Genomic DNA, 20,571 nt, shown 5'->3' with positions numbered 1-20,571 from the left:
CGGTTCGGGCGGCAGCACACTCAATAATGAGCGGCTACCGGGGCTATCGCCAGTTTGGTTTCTCGTAGAAATGTCCGCCCCTAGCTGTGCGGACCTGCCGGCGCGCATCCGTCGCGCAGCGCGCAGCTGCCGCAGGCTTGGCCACAGCCGTCGTCGGCGACGGGCGCAGCCGCCTGCGAGGCAACGGTCGCGCCGATCCCGGCGGTGCCCAGCGCCAACCCGACCAGACCCAGCGCAGCGAGCCAACCCCACGGCCCGGGCAGCGCCAGTGTCGCGGCGCCGGCCACCGCGATCAGCACGGCGGCGGTGAGCACGGCGGGCGCGGCCGCTCGGTTCACCGTCCGGAACGCGGCGTCGTCCTGCATCGATGCTTCGGTGCGTACGCCGAACCCGCTGCTGCGGGGCAGCCGGCCGAACCAGCCGGCGAGGCCGGACATCGCGCCGGCCGCGGCCAGCACGAACAGCACGACGGAGATCACGAACACCCGGTCAGGGTATCGGGCCGGTCGATCAGCGGCGGCTCCAGCGTCGCGCCGCGACCCGGAATCAGGCGTACCCCGGGTGGCATCATGGGAAGGCGTGACGGTCACGAGCAGCCGAGTGGTGCGTTGTCCCCAGTGCAGTACCAAGAACCGAGTGCCCGACGCCACCCACGGGACGCCGCGCTGCGCGAACTGTAAGCACGACCTGCCGTGGCTGGTGGATGCGTCGGACACCGATTTCGACCAGATCGTCGATACGAGCAAGCTGGTGTTGGTCGATCTCTGGGCAGCATGGTGTGGGCCGTGCCGCATGGTCGCGCCGGTGTTGGCGAAGCTCAGCGTCGAGTTCGCCGGCCGGCTCAAGGTGGTCAAGGTCGACGTCGACCGATCGCCCCAGCTGGCCCAGCGCTATCGCGCGCAGAGCATCCCGATGCTGCTGTTCCTGCAAGACGGGCAGGTGGTCCGGACGGTCGTCGGGGCGCAGCCCGAGGGCACGCTACGAACGATGATCACGAGCCGGCTGGATGCTGCGGGTGAGCCGCGGGCGTAGCGAGCGTCAGAACGCCGCTTCGGACACGCTCATCACCTCGTCGTCGAGCTCGGCGATGATCGTCCGGGCGGCCGACAGCTCGGGGAGCACGGTGCGGGCGAAGAACTGCGCGACCGCGATCTTGCCCTCGTAGAACGCGCCGTCTGCGGGGACCACGGTGTCGGCGTCGAGGGCGCGTAGCGCTGCTGCGGCCGCGACGAGCAGCCGCCATCCGATCAGCAGATCGCCGACCGCCAGCAGGAACCGCACCGAGGCGAGCCCGATCCGGTACAGCAGCCGGGCTTGCTGCTGCGCCTCGGTCAACCAGCCGATCATCGTGCCGGCCGAGGCTTGCACGTCGGCCAGTGCCGTTGCCAGCAATGCGCGTTCGGTTTCGAGGTGTTTGCCGCCGACCTCGTCGTCGAGGAACTGCGTGATCTGCGCGGAAATGTGGGCCAGCGCAACGCCGCCGTCTCGGGCGATCTTGCGAAAGAAGAAGTCCTGTGCCTGGATCGCCGTCGTACCTTCGTACAGCGAATCGATCTTGGCGTCGCGCACGTACTGCTCCAGCGGGTAGTCCTGCAGGAAGCCGGAACCGCCGAGTGTCTGCAGGGATTCGGCCAGGCACTGGTAGGCGCGCTCGGAACCGACTCCCTTCACGACCGGCAGCAGCAGATCGTTGACCCGCGCGGCCGTCGCTGCGTCGGCGCCGGAAACATGCGCCGCGACGAGGTCGTCCTGGTGCGCGGCGGTATAGAGATACACGGCGCGCAAGCCCTCGGCGTATGCCTTCTGGCGCATCAGCGACCGCCGCACATCCGGATGGTGGATGATGGTCACCTTCGGCGCATTGCGGTCGGCCATCGTCGTCATGTCCGCGCCTTGCACGCGCGTTCGGGCGTACTCCAGGGCGTTCAGGTACCCGCTCGACAGGGTCCCGATCGCCTTCGTGCCCACCATCATTCGCGCGAATTCGATCACCTTGAACATCTGCGCGATGCCGTCGTGCACCTCGCCGACCAGCCAGCCCTTGGCCGGAACGCCGTGCTGGCCGAAGGTGAGTTCGCAGGTGGCCGAGCCCTTGAGACCCATCTTGTGCTCCACCCCGGTGACGAACACGCCGTTGCGTTCCCCCGGTTCGCCGGTGCCCGGGTCGAAGAGGTACTTCGGCACGAAGTACAGCGACAGCCCTTTCGTCCCGGGGCCGGCTCCCTCGGGCCGGGCGAGGACGAGATGGAAGATGTTCTCGAACATGTCGCCCGAGTCACCGCTGGTGATGAAGCGCTTCACCCCGTCCAGGTGCCATGAGCCGTCGTCCTGCCGTACGGCTTTCGTGCGCCCCGCGCCGACATCGGAACCGGCGTCCGGTTCGGTCAGCACCATGGTGCCGCCCCACGCGCGTTCGGCCGCGATCGCCGCCCACCGCTTCTGCTCTTCGGTGCCCACGTGAAAGAAAATGTCCGCGAAGGTGTTTCCGGACCAGTAGAGGTGAACGGCGGGATTGGCGCCGAGAAACATCTCGACGATCGACCAGGTGAGCACCTTCGGCGCGGGCGCGCCGCCGACTTCCGGCGCCAGACCGAGTCGATCCCAACCGCTGTCGAGCGCCGCCCGCAGCGACCGCTGCATCGACTCGGGCAGCGTCACGGTGTGCGTTTCCGGGTCGAAGGTGGGCGGATTGCGGTCGGCGTCGGCGAACGACGCGGCGTAGGGTCCCTCGGCCAGGCGCCGGACTTCCACGAGGATGTCGTGGATCGTCTCCCGGTCGAGTCCCTCGAAGGCCCCCTCGGCCAGGACGGGCTCGAGGTCGAGGACCTCGAAGAGGTTGAACTCGAGATCGCGGACGTTGCTCTTGTAGTGCCCCACGACGCCTACTTCCTTTGCTGTTACACCGGTTGCCACCGGCACCGGTTCCGGCCGCCGCAGCGTTCCCGAGGCCGCACTCGGCCGAAATCTGACGCCATCGAATGGCGTCCGACGCACGATAACATGTGTAATACCATTCGTGATAGCTAGTGTCATAGCCATCTCGTACGATTGCTCGGTGGATACCCGAGGCGATTCGGACATGCGGGCGCGGCTCCTGGAAGCGGCGGCGGCGCTGCTGGCCGAGCAGGGCCCGAACGCGCTGTCCACCCGGCGCATCGCCGCGGCGGCCGAGACCTCCACGATGGCGGTCTACACCCAGTTCGGCTCGATCGACGCGTTGGTGCGCGCCGTCGTCGACGAAGGGTTTCAACGGTTGGCGGATGCGTTTGCCGCGTGCCCGAACAGCCTCGATCCCGTCGCCGACATCGCTCGAATCGGCCTCGCCTACGTTGCGAACGCCCGCCGAAATCCCAACCTGTATCAGGTCATGTTCAGCACGGCATCGCTCGGGCGCTTCCGCCCGGTCACCCCGCAGGAGTTGCAGACCGGCCGGCGCGACACCTTCGATGTGGTGACCGCTGCGTGTACCCGGGCCGTGGCGGCCGAGCGCTTCCGGCCGGCGGATGGGGTCGTGCTGTCCACGCAGTGGTGGATCGTCCTGCACGGATACTGCATGCTCGAGCTCGCGCACTACATCGGTGCACACGCCGGCGTGCCGAAGATCCTGTCCCCGATGTTGTCGAACCTTTTCGTCGGTCTCGGTGACGAGCCCGGGCGAGCCGCATCCTCGATCGTCGCCGCCGGCCTGTCGACTCCGGTGAGTACCTGAACCCGGTGGTCACCCCCGCTCGTAGCGAACCTTGACGCGGCAAAACGATCTGGCTAACCTACTAAACTAGTTGTATATAAAGTTATGCGGATAGTAGGAGAGTTGGATGCATCCCTTTCGTGCCGCCGTCGAAGCTCGTGACCACGAAGCGATGGTCGCCCTGCTCGACGACGACGTCGTCTTCCACAGTCCGATCGCCCACCGGCCCTATGCGGGCAAGGCCGTCGTCGGTGCGATTCTCGGCGCGGTCCTGCGGATCTTCGAAGACTTCGAGTACGAACGTGAGATCGGCGATCCGGCCGCCCGCGACCATGCCTTGATCTTCAGGTGCACGGTCGACGGTCTGCAGCTGCAAGGCTGCGATTTCCTCACCGTGAACGAAGCCGGCAAGATCACCGACTTCACCGTCATGCTCCGCCCACTCAAAGCCGTCATGGCATTTGCGGAACGGATGAACGTCGAGTTCGCCGCGGCGATGGCAGCCCTCGACGCGTGACAGTCTGACCGCCGCGGGCGATGCCGGCCGGCCGTGCGAGCGTGCTGATCACCCATTTCGAGTCGGGCGACATGTACTTGCCAGGCGGTTGGGATCAGCGTGCGCGAGCGTGGCCGACGGCCCAGGCGATCATCGGGAACTGGAGTGGGAGGCGGAGCCAGGCGGCCCACTCGAACGGGGTGTTGGGCCGGCCGGCGTCGACAGCCATCTGGATGTTTGCCGGGTAGACGGCGGCGATGGTGGCCGCGGCAGCCCAGCCGCCCGCCCGTCGCTGCGCCGGATCGTTCGACAACAACAGGGCGCCGCTGGCAGCCTCGGCCACGCCGCTGGCGTAGGTCCAGAACCGCGGCGCCCCCAGCCGCTTCGGCACGATCGCCATGAAGGGTTTCGGTACCACGAAGTGCAGCACACCCATGGCGACCATGACCGTGGCGCCGACCTGCCGGGATCGGCGGCGCCTGTCCGTCTCGCCGAACGACTCGTCGGCGTCGTGGTTGACCACGGTTGCACTGTAGCCGATGAGTCCCGTAACGCACGGCGATCGTGCCCGGCGCACCGGCGGTACTACGCTGATCGATCGTGCAGAAGGTCGAGGTCCAGGTGCCGCCCGAGTCGGCGGTCGAGCAACCGCGCGAGCGCTACACCGCCGAACTCGCGCAGCGCATCGAACAGAAGTGGCAGCAGCGCTGGCGGGAGCGGGGCACATTCCACGCTCCCAACCCGGTCGGTCCGCTGAGCGCACCCGACGGCGCCTCGGTCCCGCCGGACAAGCTGTTCGTCCAGGACATGTTCCCCTACCCGTCCGGTGCCGGACTGCACGTCGGGCACCCGCTGGGCTATATCGCGACCGATGTGTTCGCCCGGTTTCATCGGATGCGCGGGGAGAACGTGCTGCACGCGCTCGGCTACGATGCATTCGGCCTGCCCGCCGAGCAGTACGCGGTGCAGACCGGCACCCACCCGCGGATCACCACCGAGACCAACATCGCGAACATGCAGCGGCAGCTGTCCCGGCTGGGGCTCGGACACGACGAACGCCGCTCGTTCGCCACCACCGATCCCGACTACTACCGCTGGACCCAGTGGATCTTCCTGCAGATCTACCATTCCTGGTACGACCGAGACCAGAACCGGGCACGACGGATCGACGAACTGGAGCACGAGTTCGCCGACGGCACCCGGACCGTGCCGGGCGGTTGCGTCTGGACCGACCTGACCGCGAGCGAGCGGGCCGACCTGCTGGACACCTATCGCCTGGTCTACCTGTCGGATTCGATGGTCAACTGGTGCCCCGGCCTGGGCACGGTACTGGCCAATGAGGAGGTCACCGCCGACGGTCGCAGCGAGCGGGGAAACTTTCCGGTCTTCCGTAAGCGCCTGCGGCAGTGGATGATGCGGATCACTGCGTACTCCGATCGACTGGTCGACGACCTGGACCTGCTGGACTGGCCCGAGCAGGTCAAGACGATGCAGCGCAACTGGATCGGCAGATCGGTCGGCGCCCAGGTCCGATTCGCCTCGCCCGCGGGTGATTTCGAAGTGTTCACGACCCGGCCGGACACCCTGTTCGGCGCCACCTACGTCGTGCTCGCGCCCGAGCACGAGCTGGTGGACGCGCTGATCGCGCCCACCTGGCCGGCGGGCACCGACCCGCGCTGGACCGGCGGCGCCGATACCCCGGCCGAAGCGGTCGCCACCTACCGCCGCTCGATCGCCGCGAAATCGGATCTGGAACGGCAGGAGAACAAGGACAAGACCGGCGTCTTCCTCGGCAGCTACGCCACCAATCCGGCGAACGGCGCGCAGATCCCCTTGTTCACCGCCGATTACGTGCTGCTCGGTTACGGCACCGGCGCGATCATGGCGGTGCCCGGTCACGACGAGCGCGACCAGGAGTTCGCCGAGGCGTTCGGCCTGCCGATCGTCGAGGTGGTCGGCGCCGACGGGGTATTGCACGACTCCGAGTATCTGGATGGTCAGGACGTCGCGACGGCCAAGGCCACCGTCGTCGCTCGCCTGGAGGCGGTCGGCCGCGGTGTCGGCCGAACCGAATACAAGCTGCGGGACTGGCTTTTCGCCCGTCAGCGGTACTGGGGTGAGCCGTTTCCCATCGTCTACGACGCCGCCGGCCGCCCGCATGCGTTGCCGGAATCGATGCTGCCGGTGACCCTGCCGGAGCTCGACGACTTCGCGCCGGTCTCGTTCGACCCGGACGACGACAGCTCCGAGCCGTCGCCGCCACTGGCCAAGGCGACCGACTGGGTCAGCGTCGAGCTCGATCTCGGCGACGGCCCGCAGACCTACACCCGCGACACCAACGTGATGCCGAACTGGGCCGGGAGCAGCTGGTATCAGCTGCGTTATATCGACCCGACCAACCAAACCGAGTTCTGCGCCGAGGACAACGAGGCCTACTGGGTCGGTCCGCGACCCGAGCTGTACGGCGCCGGCGACCCGGGCGGCGTGGACCTGTACGTCGGCGGGGTGGAGCACGCGGTCCTGCATCTGCTGTATTCCCGGTTCTGGCACAAGGTGCTGTTCGATCTCGGCCACCTCACCTCGTCGGAGCCGTACCGGCGGCTGTTCAATCAGGGCTACATCCAGGCGTTCGCCTACACCGACTCGCGCGGTGCCTACGTGCCCGCCGAAGAGGTCGTCGAGCGAGACGGACGCTTCACTTACCAAGGGGTCGAGGTCTTCCAGGAGTACGGCAAGATCGGCAAGTCGCTGCGTAACGCGGTGTCGCCGGACGAGATGTACGACCGCTACGGTGCGGATACCTTCCGGTTCTACGAGATGTCGATGGGGCCACTGGACGCCTCCCGGCCGTGGGCGACCAAGGACGTGGTCGGTGCTCATCGCTTCCTGCAACGGATCTGGCGGGTGGTGGTCGACGAGGAGACCGGCGCGACCCGGGTCGTCGACGCCGAGCCGGATGCGGCGACGCTGCGGCTGTTGCACCGCACGATCGACGGCGTGACCGCGGATTATGCTGCGCTGCGCGACAACACCGCGGGCGCCAAGCTGATCGAGCTGAACAACCATCTGACCAAGCAGTTTCCGGCCGGTGCCCCACGGTCGGTGGTGAAACCGCTGGTGCTGATGCTCGCGCCGCTCGCGCCGCACTTGGCCGAAGAGCTGTGGGAACGACTGGGGAACAACGCGTCTCTCGCGCACGGCCCGTTCCCGATCGCCGATCCGGCGCTGTTGGCCGCGGACACGATCGAACTGCCGGTGCAGGTGAACGGCAAGGTGCGCAGCAAGATCACCGTGCCGGCCGCCGCGACCCCGGCCGAGATCGAGGCGGCCGCGCTGGCCGACGAGAAGATCGTCACGAACCTGGCCGGCGCCGCGCCGCGCAAGGTGATCGTGGTGCCCGGTCGACTGGTCAACGTAGTCCGGTAGCGGCGGGTGCGGACGGCGTCGTAGGCGGACGGAGCGTCGGTCGGACGCCAACGTTCTGGTCGCATTGCACCTTCCGGGTCACGTTCACCACCGGCCTGGTCACCTTCGACCAGAAGATCGGCCCCGACGCTCACGCCCGCAGATCGGAACATGGTCTGCACGCTCGGCTGACGTGCCGCGGCCAGATGTTGAGGTGTTCAGACCGCGCGGTGGTCGACCTGGTATCGGTGCAGCTGCGGGTCGCGCGACAGTAGCGTCAACTGCTCGCAGCGGGCCTGCGCCACGAGCATCCGATCGAACGGGTCGTGGTGCAACGGCGGTAGGCCGCCCGCCTCGGCCGCATGGTTCGAGCGGCGGCGCTGAAGAACACCTCGTCCTCGGTATCGATCGACTCCTCGACCTGGGATCCGAGCGCCGGGTCGTCGGCAAGCCACCAAAGCAGTACGTGGGTGTCGAGCGGCAGTCTCATCGGCCCTGGTGGAAGTCGTTCGCGATCGCCGCGTTGACTTCAGCGGCGTCCCAGTCCTCCGCGAGCCGCAGGCGGCCACGCAGCATGCCCCGCCCACGTCGCCGGACCGTCCCGGCCGCCGGCACCACCTTCGCCACCGGCGTGCCGGCCCGGTTGATGACAATCTCCTCGCCCTGCTCGACGCGCTCCAGGATCCGGGACAGGTGCGTCTTGGCCTCGTGCACGTCGTAGCTTGCAAGTGGCTCGCTCATCGGACCAGCCTCCTTGGCTGAGGCTACGCCGAGTCTGTCCCCAGCGGATGTCGAAGCAAGCGGGGTGGCAGGGGTTGTCGGCTGATCGAACGACTTGACCATCGCGCCGCGCGTCGCCGAAACTCCCGATATGCAACCGAATGCGTCAGCCGGCTCAGACGCGTGCAGTACAGCGGGAAGCAGACTCGGTCGTCGGCTGCTGGGCGTCGCTTTTGTCGTCGCGGTCGGATGGACCACAGGCTGCGCCGACAATACAAGCTCGGGGGCCGGCTCCAGCCCGACAGCCGACCCCGGCCTTGGTGCCACCACTACGTCCTCGACGATCACGGCCACGACAACCACGGCCACGATGACGGGCGCGAGCGGCCCGTCGGGAGGACACGGCCTGCTCTTCCGAACCGGCGCGAGCACCTCGCACGTAACGATCCACGTCGTCGACCCGGAGACCGGAAAGTCGGCGATACATCAGAAGTTCGACGCTGACGATGCCGACGTACAGCTGGCACCGGCAACATCCGGCGGGCGAGATACCACTCGGCACGACGTGTCCCCGGACGGGTCGTTGATCGTGGCGACGAAGACGGTGCGCGGCGAAACGCACGCCGGGTGGGTCGACCGGAGCGGGAAGTTCACCGACGTCACGGCAGCGGTGTCGGGCACCAACGATTTTCGGCCTCCTGCGAAGCACGAACCGTTCGGCTTTGACCGAGCGGGAAACTACTACTACACCGACCGTGCCGCCGAAACCGGCTATCCGCCGATACTGCGTGTAGCGATCGAGCGACCGGACGCCGCCACGGACACCGGATCGACCTACAACGCTTCCGGTTTCCGCGGCGACTATGTCTGGACCGCGAACGGAGAGCTCTGGACAAAGGACCGCGGCCCGCTGCCGTCCGGCTACACCTACTGCACGCTCTCCAACCGGGTGTACTGGATCGACGACCATCGTTTCGTCGCGGGTGACGGTCTCGGGAGCAACCTGTATGTGGGTGAACTGAGCGCGATTCGGGATGAGGGCTCGTCGTGCACCAACGGCGCGACCAAGCTCCTTCCGGAGGGCGCGGCGCTCAGGCTGGGTGATGCGGTTGCGAATCCAGCCGGCGACTCGATCGCCTTCTACGCAGATACCCGGGATTTCAGTGGCATCTACCGTGTTCCGGTGTCGGGTGGAGCGCCGGTTCGGACCGTACTGACCGGCGATGTCATCGAGGATTTCGGAGAGTCGATCATCACGGGCACCGGGATTCACAGTGATGTCGAGCGGACCTACTACTACGACATCGTGGGTTGGATCTGATCCACCGTTCGCATTCGGACCCGGCGCGGCGCAAGGGTTTCGGTGAGTAGTCGCGGTCGCCGGCGGCACGGTTACGTCGAACTCGAGTAGTCGGCCACCGACCCGGCAGGGTTCCGGTGTGGTCGAGCGAGTTTGGCAGGTTCCCGATAACTGTTCCACCCGGTTGTAGAGCCAGGTTGTTTGGTACCGGTTTCAGTTGATCTCGCAGGCCACGGTGTGTGGGTGTGCCGGCAGGCGGCAGCGTACTCGGCCGGGGTCAGGTAGCCCAGCGCCGAGTGACGGTGGCGGGTGTTGTGGTCAGTTCCTTGGCGGCGTCGGTGTCCATCCCGCCGTAGGCGCGGCGCCAGTTGTACAACGTCGCCGGCGACACCCCCAGCTCGGCTGCCACTTCCTCACCTCCCACAATGGAGCCGATCTGGTCGCCACGATCTGCAATGGCCGCGGTCGTGGCAGAAGTATCCGTGGTGTCCTAACTCAGGACAACAATTTCCCGTGCAGGATGTTGTCCCAGGTTGCGGCGGCGCCCTCGGCGAGCAGGTCGCCGACCTCGATGGCCGTGTCCGCGACCTCTTCTACGACCGGCGCGATCTGATCCTCGATCACATGTTCCACATAGGTGACTGGAGCGGTTGCGGCGGTGTACAGCGCGCCGAGCGGATCGTTCCACACGTAGTTCCCGGCCATCAGCAATCCGTCCAATGACCAATCGGTCCGGGCCAGCTCGCGGCCCAGCTGGTCGTAGACGACAGTGGCCACCGTGAACAACACACCGGCTTTCGACCCGACTTCTTTCCCGAGTTTTGCCAATGTTTCGGGGTCGAAGATGCGGGCAGCGCGCCACGCTTGGAACTGGGTGTCCAGACTCGTGCCTACGACAGTGGTGGCTCCCGTCAGGACAAACCCTTCGTAATCGCCATGCCGCAGCTGATTGATCAGCTGCAACGCGGTCAACCCGGTTGCCGCCTTGGACCAGTTCGATCCCGGCTTCTCGGATCCTGCAATCGAGAACAATGTGGAGAACAACGACAAGGTCTGATCTCGCCGGTGTCGCCGATCCGGAGCGTCCGGCTTGCTGCCGGGAATCCCGGGGGTCACCACGGGCGGAGCCGTGCCACCGCCGTCGGGCGGATCCACCACCGGAGAGTCGTTGTCGGCGGCGGCGGCGGACACGATTTCCAGGATGTCCGTGCCGTTGTCCGTGATCGCGATCGCGAATATGCGCTGGCCGGCCGAGAAGAACTGCAGTTGGCTCGAGCCCAGGGCGGTCACCCCGCCGTTCTCTCCCGGCGCTACGCCGGCCAGGAACTGATAATTCCCCGTGCGGTAGTCGTACTCATCGGTGACGACGATGACACCGCCGTCGGAGGTCGCGAATGCATGGCGTGGAGAGCCCAGAACCGCGACAGCGGTCCCGGCCGGGTCGTCCGGCGAGATCACGGTGGCGTAGATCCAGTTCGAGCCGGTTTCCGCGTCGAATGCGCTCGTGAGGATCCGGAGCGTGTTGTCGGGACTCAGCCCCGCGGCCGGCATCAGGATGCCCAGGGTGTCCCCGGGGATCGTCCGGGTAATCGCGGGGGTGCCGTCCTCGGTGAGGATCATCAGGAGCGTTGTGGGCTGGTCGGCAATCGGGTAGGTACCTATCGCCACGGCGATTGTGCCGTCCGGGGTCACCGCGACCGTTCGCGATCCCACCATGGTGTTGCTGTTGCCATAGCCGGGGATCGTCTGGACCGAGATGTCGCCGTTCGGGCCGACGATTGCGAGATGGACCAGCGGACCCTGCGCCGCAGGCTCGGTGGTGGCCAGAATCAGCCGGCCGGTCGGGGTCAGGATCAGGCCGCCGTCGGGCGGCCCGGGGATCTGCCGGGTCTCGCTACCGTTCGCCCCGATTGCAGTCAGATAGGTGGTCCAGGTGCCGGCGGCATCGTCGTACCGAACCGTCGCGAGCGCGACGACGCCGGCCGGTGTGACGACCACCTCGCCGACCGGGCCGCCCGGGATCGGGTCGGACGTCGTGACCGTGCGGTCGGGTGCGACCGTGCTCAGGTAGACAGTCCGGCCTCCGGTGGCGTCGAACAGGATCGTCTCGACCACCAGAGTGCCGTTCGGCGCCACCGTCACTTCGCGTGCCGGTGCGCCCGGGATCGAGCGCGTCGTGGTCACCGCATCGTCGGGTGCGACGAAGTTGACGTAGGAGCGCCAGGTATCCGCATCGCCGGTGAATTCGGTGGTCAGCATCACCACCGTGCCGTCGCCCGTGACGACCGGCGGCGCGCCCAGCTCTCCCGGCATCGATCCGGGTACGGCGACCGGCCGGACCGAACCGTTCGGCGTGACGTAATAGTAGACGTCCTCGACTTTCGAGTAGAAGACCGGACCACCTTGTTCCGTATCCACCGCATCCTCGTACCGGATGGCGAGCACTACCGCGGTGCCGTCCGGAGTCAGGGTCAAGCTGCCGCCGGCACCATTGGGGATCGGGCTCGAGGTGCGGACCGTGCCGTCCGGCGCCACAAAGTTGACGTAGGAGGTCCAAGCCTGGGGTGTCGGGCCGTAGTCCTCCCGAACGAACACCACGGTGCCGTCGGGGGCGACCTTTATCGTGTCGTCGAAGAGAAAAGACGAGCTGACGCGGTATCGGTCGCGGATCGGGCCGGTCGTCGTGGCCGTACCGTCGGGCCGGAGGAAGGTGACGTACGAGACGGGGCCGGTCGCGAGCGGTTCGCTGCTGTATCCGCTGCTGAAGACGATGACCGTTCCGTCCGGGCGATCGAGGACGGACACGACGTAGCCGGGCACCGCGCCGGCCCGCAGAACTGTTTCCGGCCCGCCGGTGTCGGCCGCAGCCACGCTGCGGCTCGCTGCCGGGGCGATCCGCTCACTTGTGGGGTCCGAGCTTCCGGTCGCGACGAAAGCAGTTCCGACAGGAGGGATGTCGTCGTCCGACCGGCGGAGCATTCGTGGATCCGCATAGATCGGCACGACGCCCTGCGGGTCTCCGAGCTGCGCGGTGGCACGGAAGGCTGCTTCGAGCACCACACCACCGGCAGCGTCCCGCGCCGCGTACACGTCGACCTTCAGCTCGTCTGCCGCGCCATCGTCGGCGGAGTCCGGAGTCACCGCGACGGAATCGCCCGGGTGCACCAGTCGACTCGCCGTCGCCGGCCCGGCCTCCTCGCCTGCGACCGACCCGTTGGTGACCACGAGTTGGTCGTGATCTGTGGTGTTGGTGTAGGTCACACCGGATTCGGACCGTTCGAAAGCTGTCCCGCCGTCCGCGTCCGGATCGGTCCAGGCGTAGTTCGGTAGATCCAGCTCGCCGGGCAGGAACACCCCGGACGGATCGAGTTCGGGCCGGTCGACCGGCGTCGCCGGGTCGCTCGCGCGATCGTCGGCGGCTGCCGCCAGGTCCGGCTCCGTGGAGTCGGATGGTGTCGTCACCGCCGGTGGGCCGACCGGATCTATTTGCGGCAGAAAGGGTACCGGAGCGGCCGGTTCGGCTGCAACTTCGGTCGCGGTGTCCTGTGGACCGGGATCGGCCGGTGTCGCGACCGGCGGTGCGGATGGATCCGCGTCGGTCGTCGGGTCCGGCTGGACCGGGACGACGGACCCGCCGGTTTCGGTCGAGTGGCCCACCGGATCGGCAACCGATTGTGGAGCAGGCTCGGACTCCGGACTTCCGGTGGTTGCAGTCGACGGATCGGTGCTCTGGACCGGCGCCGGCTCGGCTGTCGGCTGCTCGGTCTCGGATTCCGAGTCCGTCGTGGGCTCGGCCTGGTTCGCCGAACCCTTCGGCGCCGAGTCTTCGTCCACCGAGTCCTTTGTTGCCGAGTCCTTTGCCGCGGACTCTTTTGCTGGGGACTCTTTTGCGGTCGGCTGTTTGGCCGCGGAATCCGCCTCGTCGGGATCGGCCGCTGCCGACTTGGATCGAGGCGAGTCCGACGAGCCGTTCGAGTCGGATGAACTCGACGAGCTGTCGTGCCCTGCCGAGTCGGACGGCTCGGCGAAGGCGACGCCACTACCGCCCGCGGCGATCGCCGCGCCTACCGCCAACGCTGAGGCGGCTATTTTGATGTGGCGCAACGTATTGGTGTTCATCGGGACCCTGTCGCCTGGAGCCGGGGATTGGCTGCAGCGATCGTATGGCCGCACGCCGGACAGCGATATCCCCCGAACAGACGACTCGACGGGTCGGGTGCCCCGGGTCAGCTCAGACCTCGCAGCGCCCGGGTGAGCGCGGCCCCGGTCGTTGCGGGCAGTGCACCGAAGAAGTCCTGGTCGACAGCTTCGACGAGGGCGATGGCGCGGGGGGCCAGGTCGTCGCCGCGCGGGGTGGTGTGCAGCCGGCGGGCTCGGCTGTCGTCCGGGTCCACCTCGCGGCCGAGCAGTCCGGCGGTTTCCAGCGCCCGGATCACCTGCGAGGCCATCTTGACGTCGACCCCGGCGAAGTCGGCCAGCGCGACCTGGGTGGGATGCTGTCCGGACCGGTTCAGCCACCAGCAGGTGGCCAGCAGGACGAACTGGACGTGGGTCAGTCCGAGCGGCTTCAGCGCCGCGGTGATCTCGCGCTGCCAGCGCAGGGTGACCCGCCAGAGCAGGAATCCGGGGCTGGTGTCGGGGGTCTGCACGACACTCAGCCCGCTCGGTCGACCGCGCGTGCGCGCAGGTTGGCCAGCACGTCGGGGAAGTCTGCCGACACCATCTCGCCGACCTCTCGGGCGACCTCGTCCGGCACGGGACCGGCGACGGTGATCCGGTAGATCACGACGCTTCCCGCACCGGCCGCGGTCACCAGGTGCCGGACCGTGATCTGCAGGCCCTCGAACTCGGTCAGATCACTGATCTCGGCGCCCTCGCGCAGCGCGACGATCGAGCTGGTGATCGGGTCCTCCCCCGGCGGGGTCATCACGAAACTCGTGCCGACCGCGACCGGTCCGTCCAGCGCGATCGACTCGACTCCGTCGTTCCAGTCCGCCCAATGTTCGACATCGCGCAACAGCGGCCACACCACCTCGGCCGGGACCGGAATCTCGATGCTGTAGTCGGTGCTCCACACCTTAAGTCCCTCCGCAGATCATCTGCGCACAGATTACCTCCCCGGCGCGTTCGCCTGCCGGCCGAGGTCGATCCCGACGTTTCCGGCTCGCCTTGTCAGCGGTCGATAGCTATATCTACCGATTCGGCGATAAACTCGTAGAGTTCCCTAGCCCGTCGACCTCGACGCCGTTCCCCAGGCGCTCGAGCTCGATCGGGACCTGCCCGCACTACGCTCGGCGGATGAGCCGCATCTTCACCGTCAGCGTCGCTTCGGTCTACCCGCACTACGTGGCCAAAGTCGAGAAGAAGGGGCGAACGACGGCCGAGTTGGAGCAGGTCGTCGAGTGGCTCACCGGTTTCGACGCCGCGACCCTGCACCGGTATCTCGACGCCGGCACCACGTTCGAGGAGTTCTTCGCGGCGGCGCAGCTGAACCCGAACGTCGCGCTGATCACCGGCTCGATCTGCGGGGTGAAGGTGCAGGAGATCGACGACCCGTTGATGCAGCAGATTCGCTACCTGGACAAGCTGGTCGACGAGCTGGCGAAGGGGCGGCCCCTGGTGCGGATTCTGCGCGGGTCCGAAGTCGAGTAGTCGGCTACTCAGGATCGGGCCGCTTTTTCCGTGGAAAGTCTTGATGACGTTACCGATCAAGGAGTTTCCATGAGTACGCTTTCCGACCACATGCGCAACGGCGACGCCGGTCCCACCGATGATCACGCCGACGCCGCCGAACTGGCCGACATCGGCGCCGATGTCGGTACCGACGGCCCGGTCGACGACGATGTGACCTGCGTCGTCCAAGATCTGCCGGCTCGGCTGCGCGTCCGTGCGGCCGAGCTGGCCGCCACCATCAATCCGGTGAACTCCCCGTTCACCCAGGCCGGGCTACCCGACGGCGGCTTGCCGGATCCGGCGGACCTGGCGGTGCTGACCTCCAAGTACTGGGGTCGGCGGCGGCGGACGCTGACGGTCAGCTTCGTCGAGAGCACGGCAGCCGAGCTGCGGCAGCGCATCCTCGGTCATATGAACGCCTGGGGAATCGGGGTCCGTTTCGCGCTGACCAGCGGCGTGGGACAGGTGCGTATCTCGCGGGCCGGGCAGGGCTATTGGTCCTATCTCGGAACCGATATCCTGCTCATCCCGCGAGACCGCCCGACGATGAACCTGCAAGGCTTCACGATGGCCACTCCGGAGCGTGAGTACAAGCGGGTCGTCCGGCACGAAACCGGCCACACCCTCGGGTTCCCGCACGAGCATCTGCGTCGCTCGCTGGTCGGTCGACTCGACGTCGCCAAGACGATCGCGTACTTCCGCACCACCTACGGCTGGAGTGAGCAGCAGACGCGATCGAACGTCCTGACCCCGTTGGAGGAAAGCTCGATCATGGGCACTCCGAATGCCGATCAGGACTCGATCATGTGTTACCAGTTGCCTGCGCAGATCACCAAGGACGGACAGCCGATTCGCGGTGGCCTCGATATCAACCTCACCGACCGGGGCTTCGCCCGTACCATCTATCCCCGATTCTGGCCGTTCGTCGACCAGACGGATTGGGACCAGTCCGCGGACGTGAGCATCGAATCTGCGCTCACGCAGGAACATGTCACGGTGGGTTGATCTCCGCGCCGATCCGGTCGCAGAACGGCTGGAGTTGGAGCCCGGTGACATCGCCGTGTTACCCGCCGCGGGAGCACGGGTGTCATCGGGATCCGCCGTGACGGTGGCGGGGGTGTATCGAAGTGCGATCCGGCTTTCCGACGGGCGGGTGCTCGCGCCTGCGGGTCCGCCGGATGTCGTGGTGCTCGCGGCGGCGCGGCGCGGCGCGGCGACGGTACAGCTGACGACCGGCGATCCGTTTCACGGCCTGCCGCCGCGGGAGCTGGTGGTGGTCGTGGCCTGAACCGCTCGGCCCGGTCGGGTCAGGTCGTGGCGCCCGCTTCGCCGATCGCGATCACGGCGCCGGGCCGTAGCCAGGTGATCAGCTGCACCATCGCGTCGTCGGCGATCGCCACGCACCCGGCCGTGGGTTGGCCGTCGGTGGTGTGCACGAAGAACGCGCCGCCCTTGCCCGGGATGCGTTCGGAATTCACCCCCATCACCACGGCGTGCGCGTACTGCGGAATATCCAGATTCTCGGTGCCGTCGGCCGCCGCAGTGGAAAATCTGCACTCCGCCGGGGCGCAGACCTGCATGGTGTTGTAGGTCGGGCTGCGCTGATCGCCGTCCCACCAGTGGTTGGCGTCGGTCTGGACGTAGCGGAGCGCGCCGCCCGGGTTGGGCTCGGTGCCGAAGCTGTAGTCGAGGGTGAAGGCGCCGGTCGGGGTCATCATCGAGCCGTCGTAATGCTCCGGTGACATGCCTTTTTCGCCGATCTTTGCCCGTACGGCGTCGGCGACCGGCTGCCAGCCCGAGTCGGTGCGCTCGTAGCTCTGCAGCTCGGCGTCGGTCGGCCCGGTGCGTACCACCGAAACCACCTGAATCGCATCGCCCACCCCGCCGACGAACCAGGGCGCGGGCTCGGCGCCGGCCGCCGGCGCGGCCGACACACCGAGCGCCAGCACGGTCGCGGTCGCCCACAGGAGAAGTACCAGTCGGTGCACGATCAAGATCATCGTCCGACGAGGATACCGAAGCGCGCCGGATCGAACACGATCAGGCCACAACCCCCGGCGAACTCAGCGGACGCTGCCGGTGGTGAGGCCGGCGACCAGCCGGCGCTCGATCAGCGCAAACAGGATCACCACCGGCACGATGGCCAGGCTGGAGATGGCGAACACGTACTGCCACGCGGTGTCGTACTGTCCGACGAACTTGGTCAGCGCCACCGACAACGGCTGGTTCTCCGGGGTGGTCAACAGGACCAGGCTGGCCGCGAACTCGTTCCAGCAGGCGACGACGACGAAGATGGTCGCGGTCACCACGCCGGGCCAGACCAGCGGCAGGCTCACCCGCAGCAAGGTCTGCAACCGGTTCAATCCGTCCAGCTGCGCCGCCTCTTCGATCTCGACCGGAATCGAGGCGAAAAAACTGTGCAGGATCCAGATCGCAAACGCCAGGTTGAACGCCGCGTTCACCAGGATCATCGCCAGCCAGGTGTCGTTGATCCCGAGCGCGAAGAACTCCCGGAGCAGACCGGTGGCCAGCACGGTCGGTTGCAGCATCTGGGTGACCAGGACGGTCGCCAAGAATGCTGCCCGCCCGGGAAACCGCTGCCGCGCAGAGTAATACGCCGCCGGGATGGCGACCGCCAGGGCCAGCACGGTACCGCCGACGGTCATGACCAGGGTGCTGACCAGGTTGAACGGCAGCGGGGTCTCCGGCGTGCGCCACATCCGCAGGTAGTTGTCCGGATGCCACGACTGCGGCAGGTAGGTCGGTGGGATGCGCAGGATCTCGGCTTGGCTCTTCAACGAGCCGAGCACCATCACGACGAACGGGAGCAGGAAGACGAGGGCGAGCAGCAGTCCGATCGCGGTCAGATCCCAGCGGCGCCGCGCCCGGGCCCGGCGGGTCCGATCCGTCATCGCTCGGCCGCCCGGGTGGGCCGCGTCGCGCGGACGTAGATCGTGACCACCACCACGATCAGCGCGAAGTTCAGCACGCTCATCGCTGCTGCGGTGTCCACCTGCTGGTTCTGCCGGATCAGCTTGAAGGTCAGCGTGGTGGTGGTGTCGGCGCGGAATCCGGCGATGCTGCCGGTGATCACCTGCAGGATCGGCAGTGAGTTGAACACGTTGATGATGTTCACCACGGTGGCGACGGCGATCGCCGGGCGCAGGTGCGGGAGCACGATATGCCGGTAGCGCTGTCCCGCCCGCGCCCCGTCCACCCGGGCCGCCTCCAGGATGTCGGCCGGAATCGATTGCAGCCCGGCCAGGATCGTGTAGGCGGTGAACGGGACCGAGACGAACACGGCCACCGCCATCGCGACCAGGAATGCCGAGCCGGGTTGCTTGGTGAAGCCGTAGCCGCGCTCGAGCAGGCCGATGTCGACCAGCAGCCGGTTCGCGATCCCGACGTCGGGGTCCAGCAGGTAGTAGAAGATCGTGGTGGTCATCACCACCGACGCCGCCCACGGCACCAGCACGGCGAGCCGGACCAGCTTGCGGCCGGGGAAGTCCTTGTTCAGGAACTGTGCCAGGGCCAGCGACAAGAGCAGGGTGAGCGCGACCACCCCGACCACCCACACCGCGGTATGCCATAGCACCGACGGCAGTTCGTCGATCTGCAGCAGCGTGCGGAAGTTGGCCAGGCCGGCCGGACCGCGATCCTGACCGTACGGCGAGAGGTCCCGGGTGGCGGTCCAGAACATGTACAGCACCGGGAAGAACACGATCCCGGCGATCAGCAGTAGCGCGGGCCCGATCCAGAGCAGCGGGCCGGCCGCGCCGGCGGTCGGTCGCCGGCGGGGCGCCGACGACCGACCGGTGTTCCTATGCGCCATCCACGGCCTGCTGCACCTTCTGCAGCACCGCGGCCGGGTCGGCACCCTGGTCGATCGTGCCGATGTTCTGCTGCAATGCGCCTTGGGCGGCCGGCCACTTCGGGTTGTTCGCCGGGTAGAACTTCGCGTTCGGCAGCGTCGGCAGGAACGACTTGGTGACCGGGTCGTCGCTCAGGGTCTCGGCGCCGCTCTTGGTGATCGGGATGAAACCCTCGGTGCGGACGAAGTTCGCGTACACCTCGGGCGAATAGAAGTAGTCGAGGAAGGTGCGGATCGCGTCCTGCTTGGCGCCGTCCTTGCGGAACGCCATCAGATGGTCGGCCACGCCGAGCGTCACGGGGTCGCCGGTCTTGGTCGGCGTCGGTGCGGTCGCATACTTCAACGCGGGGTTCTTCGCGGCGATCTGGGCCACCGTCGGCGGCAGGCCCTCGATCATCCCGAGCTGGCCTTGGATGAACGTGTTGATCAGCGGGGTGCGGTCGGACGCGCCCGGGTTCGGCTGGGTCGCGCGCTCGTCGATCATCCGTTTCATCGCTTGCACGCCGTCCAGGTTCTGCGGGGTGTCGACGGTGATGGCGGTGCCGTCGCTCCACGAGCCGCCGGCGCCGAAGGTCCAGATCGAGGTCTCCGCCTGGGCTTCCTCGCTCCCCAGCGGGAGCCCGTAGCCGGAGACGCCGCCGCCGAGGGCACCGATCCGTTTCGCGGCGTCGAGCAGCTCGTCCCAGGTGCGCGGCGGTGTGGTCACGCCGGCGCGGTCGAACAGGTCCTGGTTGTAGAACAAGGTGCGCGCCGACGCGAACAGCGGCAGCCCGTACTGGATGCCGTTCAGCGAGGCGTTCTCCACGAACCGAGGCTGGAAGTCCTGTCGCACGCTGTCGGACACGACGTCGGCGGCCGGGTAGAGCAGTCCGTCCTCGGCGAAGTTGGCGTAGGCGTCGATGTTGAGGATGTCCGGCGTGGTGCCCTCGGACTGCAGTTTGGTCCGCACCACATCGTTGATGTTGTCCCAGGACTGCATCTCGAGCTTGACGTCGATGTTCGGGTGCTGCTTTTCGAAGTCGGCGATGATCGTGTCCCAGAGGGCCTTGGTGCCGGTGTCGCCGTCCCGGTAGCTCGGTGCCAGGAAGTCGAGGGTGGTGGCGTCGTCGGCCTGCTTGCTGTCGTCCCCGCCGAATCCGCACGCGGACAGCGCCAGGGCCAGGCCGGTCGCGGCGGCAACGAGTTTCATCCCGCCGAGCGGCAGTCCTCTGGTTGATCGTTTCACGTACTCGCCTCTCTGCGTGCCGGTGCTGGGTGAACGGTGCATTTACGCTAGTCGTGCCGGCGTCGCGGGCGTAACCCGGACGGACCCGGGATGCGGCGGGCGCGAGTGTGCGCGAGAGGTGGTATCCGCCGCGCGGGTTCTCGCGCGATGCGCGCGGATATCCGCGCGCGGGGCGTCAGAACGCGTGCGGCAG

At 67.4% G+C, this 20,571-nt stretch carries 20 protein-coding genes; 8 read left to right on the top strand and 12 right to left on the bottom strand.

The window, feature by feature from the left end; translation table 11 throughout:
- Positions 1-80: 80 nt before the first annotated feature.
- Positions 81-485: an SdpI family protein gene (locus KV203_RS19305; protein WP_066473356.1), complete on the bottom strand. Its 405-nt coding sequence runs from the start codon at positions 483-485 to the stop codon at positions 81-83.
- A 151-nt stretch (positions 486-636) separates the two neighbouring features.
- Between KV203_RS19305 and trxA the strand changes: the two genes are divergently transcribed.
- Positions 637-1,032, top strand: a complete 396-nt coding sequence (gene trxA, locus KV203_RS19300) for a thioredoxin (protein WP_246600336.1) — start codon at positions 637-639, stop codon at positions 1,030-1,032.
- 6 nt (positions 1,033-1,038) lie between these two features.
- Here the strand turns inward: trxA and KV203_RS19295 are convergent, their stop codons facing one another.
- Complete coding sequence (locus KV203_RS19295) at positions 1,039-2,877, bottom strand: acyl-CoA dehydrogenase (RefSeq protein WP_066473358.1); 1,839 nt, start codon at positions 2,875-2,877, stop codon at positions 1,039-1,041.
- A gap of 178 nt (positions 2,878-3,055) precedes the next feature.
- Between KV203_RS19295 and KV203_RS19290 the strand changes: the two genes are divergently transcribed.
- Together KV203_RS19290 and KV203_RS19285 are read left to right on the top strand one after the other, a co-directional pair.
- Positions 3,056-3,709: a TetR/AcrR family transcriptional regulator gene (locus tag KV203_RS19290; protein ID WP_218821007.1), complete on the top strand. Its 654-nt coding sequence runs from the start codon at positions 3,056-3,058 to the stop codon at positions 3,707-3,709.
- A 106-nt stretch (positions 3,710-3,815) separates the two neighbouring features.
- Complete coding sequence (locus KV203_RS19285; protein WP_066473367.1) at positions 3,816-4,205, top strand: nuclear transport factor 2 family protein; 390 nt, start codon at positions 3,816-3,818, stop codon at positions 4,203-4,205.
- A 94-nt stretch (positions 4,206-4,299) separates the two neighbouring features.
- On the opposite strand, the gene KV203_RS19280 is transcribed toward KV203_RS19285, so the two are convergent.
- A complete protein-coding gene (locus KV203_RS19280; protein WP_246600325.1) occupies positions 4,300-4,707 on the bottom strand; it encodes a DoxX family protein in 408 nt (135 codons plus the stop codon).
- A gap of 77 nt (positions 4,708-4,784) precedes the next feature.
- Between KV203_RS19280 and leuS the strand changes: the two genes are divergently transcribed.
- Positions 4,785-7,610 carry a leucine--tRNA ligase gene (leuS, locus tag KV203_RS19275; RefSeq protein WP_255246966.1) on the top strand — a complete coding sequence of 942 codons (2,826 nt, stop codon included), beginning with the start codon at positions 4,785-4,787 and terminating at the stop codon, positions 7,608-7,610.
- A 465-nt stretch (positions 7,611-8,075) separates the two neighbouring features.
- Here leuS and KV203_RS19270 read toward each other — a convergent pair whose 3' ends face one another.
- On the bottom strand, positions 8,076-8,330 hold the full coding sequence (locus tag KV203_RS19270) for a type II toxin-antitoxin system Phd/YefM family antitoxin (protein WP_066473371.1): 255 nt from the start codon (positions 8,328-8,330) through the stop codon (positions 8,076-8,078).
- 94 nt (positions 8,331-8,424) lie between these two features.
- On the opposite strand from KV203_RS19270, the gene KV203_RS19265 reads away from it, so the two are divergent.
- Entirely contained in the window at positions 8,425-9,630 is a 1,206-nt protein-coding gene (locus KV203_RS19265; RefSeq protein WP_218821006.1) for a hypothetical protein, read from the top strand.
- 256 nt (positions 9,631-9,886) lie between these two features.
- Here KV203_RS19265 and KV203_RS19260 read toward each other — a convergent pair whose 3' ends face one another.
- The 4 genes from KV203_RS19260 to KV203_RS19245 all read right to left on the bottom strand — a co-directional run bounded on the left by KV203_RS19260 (position 9,887) and on the right by KV203_RS19245 (position 14,686).
- The gene (locus KV203_RS19260; RefSeq protein WP_169797534.1) at positions 9,887-10,018 is read right to left on the bottom strand and encodes a transposase; all 132 of its coding nucleotides are present in this window, start codon (positions 10,016-10,018) and stop codon (positions 9,887-9,889) included.
- Between the two features lie 86 nt (positions 10,019-10,104).
- Positions 10,105-13,728: a hypothetical protein gene (locus KV203_RS19255; RefSeq protein ID WP_157079906.1), complete on the bottom strand. Its 3,624-nt coding sequence runs from the start codon at positions 13,726-13,728 to the stop codon at positions 10,105-10,107.
- Between the two features lie 107 nt (positions 13,729-13,835).
- A complete protein-coding gene (locus tag KV203_RS19250) occupies positions 13,836-14,258 on the bottom strand; it encodes a MarR family winged helix-turn-helix transcriptional regulator (protein ID WP_066473386.1) in 423 nt (140 codons plus the stop codon).
- A gap of 5 nt (positions 14,259-14,263) precedes the next feature.
- Positions 14,264-14,686, bottom strand: coding sequence for an SRPBCC family protein (locus KV203_RS19245; protein ID WP_066473389.1), 423 nt, complete (start codon positions 14,684-14,686; stop codon positions 14,264-14,266).
- 221 nt (positions 14,687-14,907) lie between these two features.
- Between KV203_RS19245 and KV203_RS19240 the strand changes: the two genes are divergently transcribed.
- From KV203_RS19240 to KV203_RS19230, 3 genes are all read left to right on the top strand, one after another.
- On the top strand, positions 14,908-15,261 hold the full coding sequence (locus KV203_RS19240; RefSeq protein ID WP_066473392.1) for a DUF2200 domain-containing protein: 354 nt from the start codon (positions 14,908-14,910) through the stop codon (positions 15,259-15,261).
- A gap of 69 nt (positions 15,262-15,330) precedes the next feature.
- On the top strand, positions 15,331-16,287 hold the full coding sequence (locus KV203_RS19235; RefSeq protein WP_157079908.1) for a zinc metalloprotease: 957 nt from the start codon (positions 15,331-15,333) through the stop codon (positions 16,285-16,287).
- Complete coding sequence (locus KV203_RS19230; RefSeq protein ID WP_066473397.1) at positions 16,271-16,570, top strand: hypothetical protein; 300 nt, start codon at positions 16,271-16,273, stop codon at positions 16,568-16,570. The genes KV203_RS19235 and KV203_RS19230 overlap by 17 nt, the downstream gene beginning before the upstream one ends.
- Positions 16,571-16,589: 19 nt before the next feature.
- Here the strand turns inward: KV203_RS19230 and KV203_RS19225 are convergent, their stop codons facing one another.
- The 4 genes from KV203_RS19225 to KV203_RS19210 all read right to left on the bottom strand — a co-directional run bounded on the left by KV203_RS19225 (position 16,590) and on the right by KV203_RS19210 (position 20,378).
- A complete protein-coding gene (locus tag KV203_RS19225; RefSeq protein ID WP_157079909.1) occupies positions 16,590-17,282 on the bottom strand; it encodes a L,D-transpeptidase family protein in 693 nt (230 codons plus the stop codon).
- A 63-nt stretch (positions 17,283-17,345) separates the two neighbouring features.
- Entirely contained in the window at positions 17,346-18,194 is an 849-nt protein-coding gene (locus KV203_RS19220; protein WP_066473399.1) for a carbohydrate ABC transporter permease, read from the bottom strand.
- Positions 18,191-19,114, bottom strand: coding sequence for a carbohydrate ABC transporter permease (locus KV203_RS19215; protein ID WP_066473402.1), 924 nt, complete (start codon positions 19,112-19,114; stop codon positions 18,191-18,193). Before KV203_RS19215 ends, KV203_RS19220 begins: the two co-directional genes overlap by 4 nt.
- On the bottom strand, positions 19,104-20,378 hold the full coding sequence (locus KV203_RS19210) for an extracellular solute-binding protein (protein WP_246600323.1): 1,275 nt from the start codon (positions 20,376-20,378) through the stop codon (positions 19,104-19,106). The genes KV203_RS19215 and KV203_RS19210 overlap by 11 nt, the downstream gene beginning before the upstream one ends.
- Between the last annotated feature and the right edge of the window lie 193 nt (positions 20,379-20,571).

It is taken from the genome of Skermania piniformis, assembly GCF_019285775.1.
In the GTDB taxonomy this organism is placed as follows: Bacteria; Actinomycetota; Actinomycetes; order Mycobacteriales; family Mycobacteriaceae; genus Skermania; species Skermania pinensis.
The sequence above is the reverse complement of the archived record's forward strand: the minus strand, read 5'-3'. Positions and strand labels throughout refer to the sequence as shown.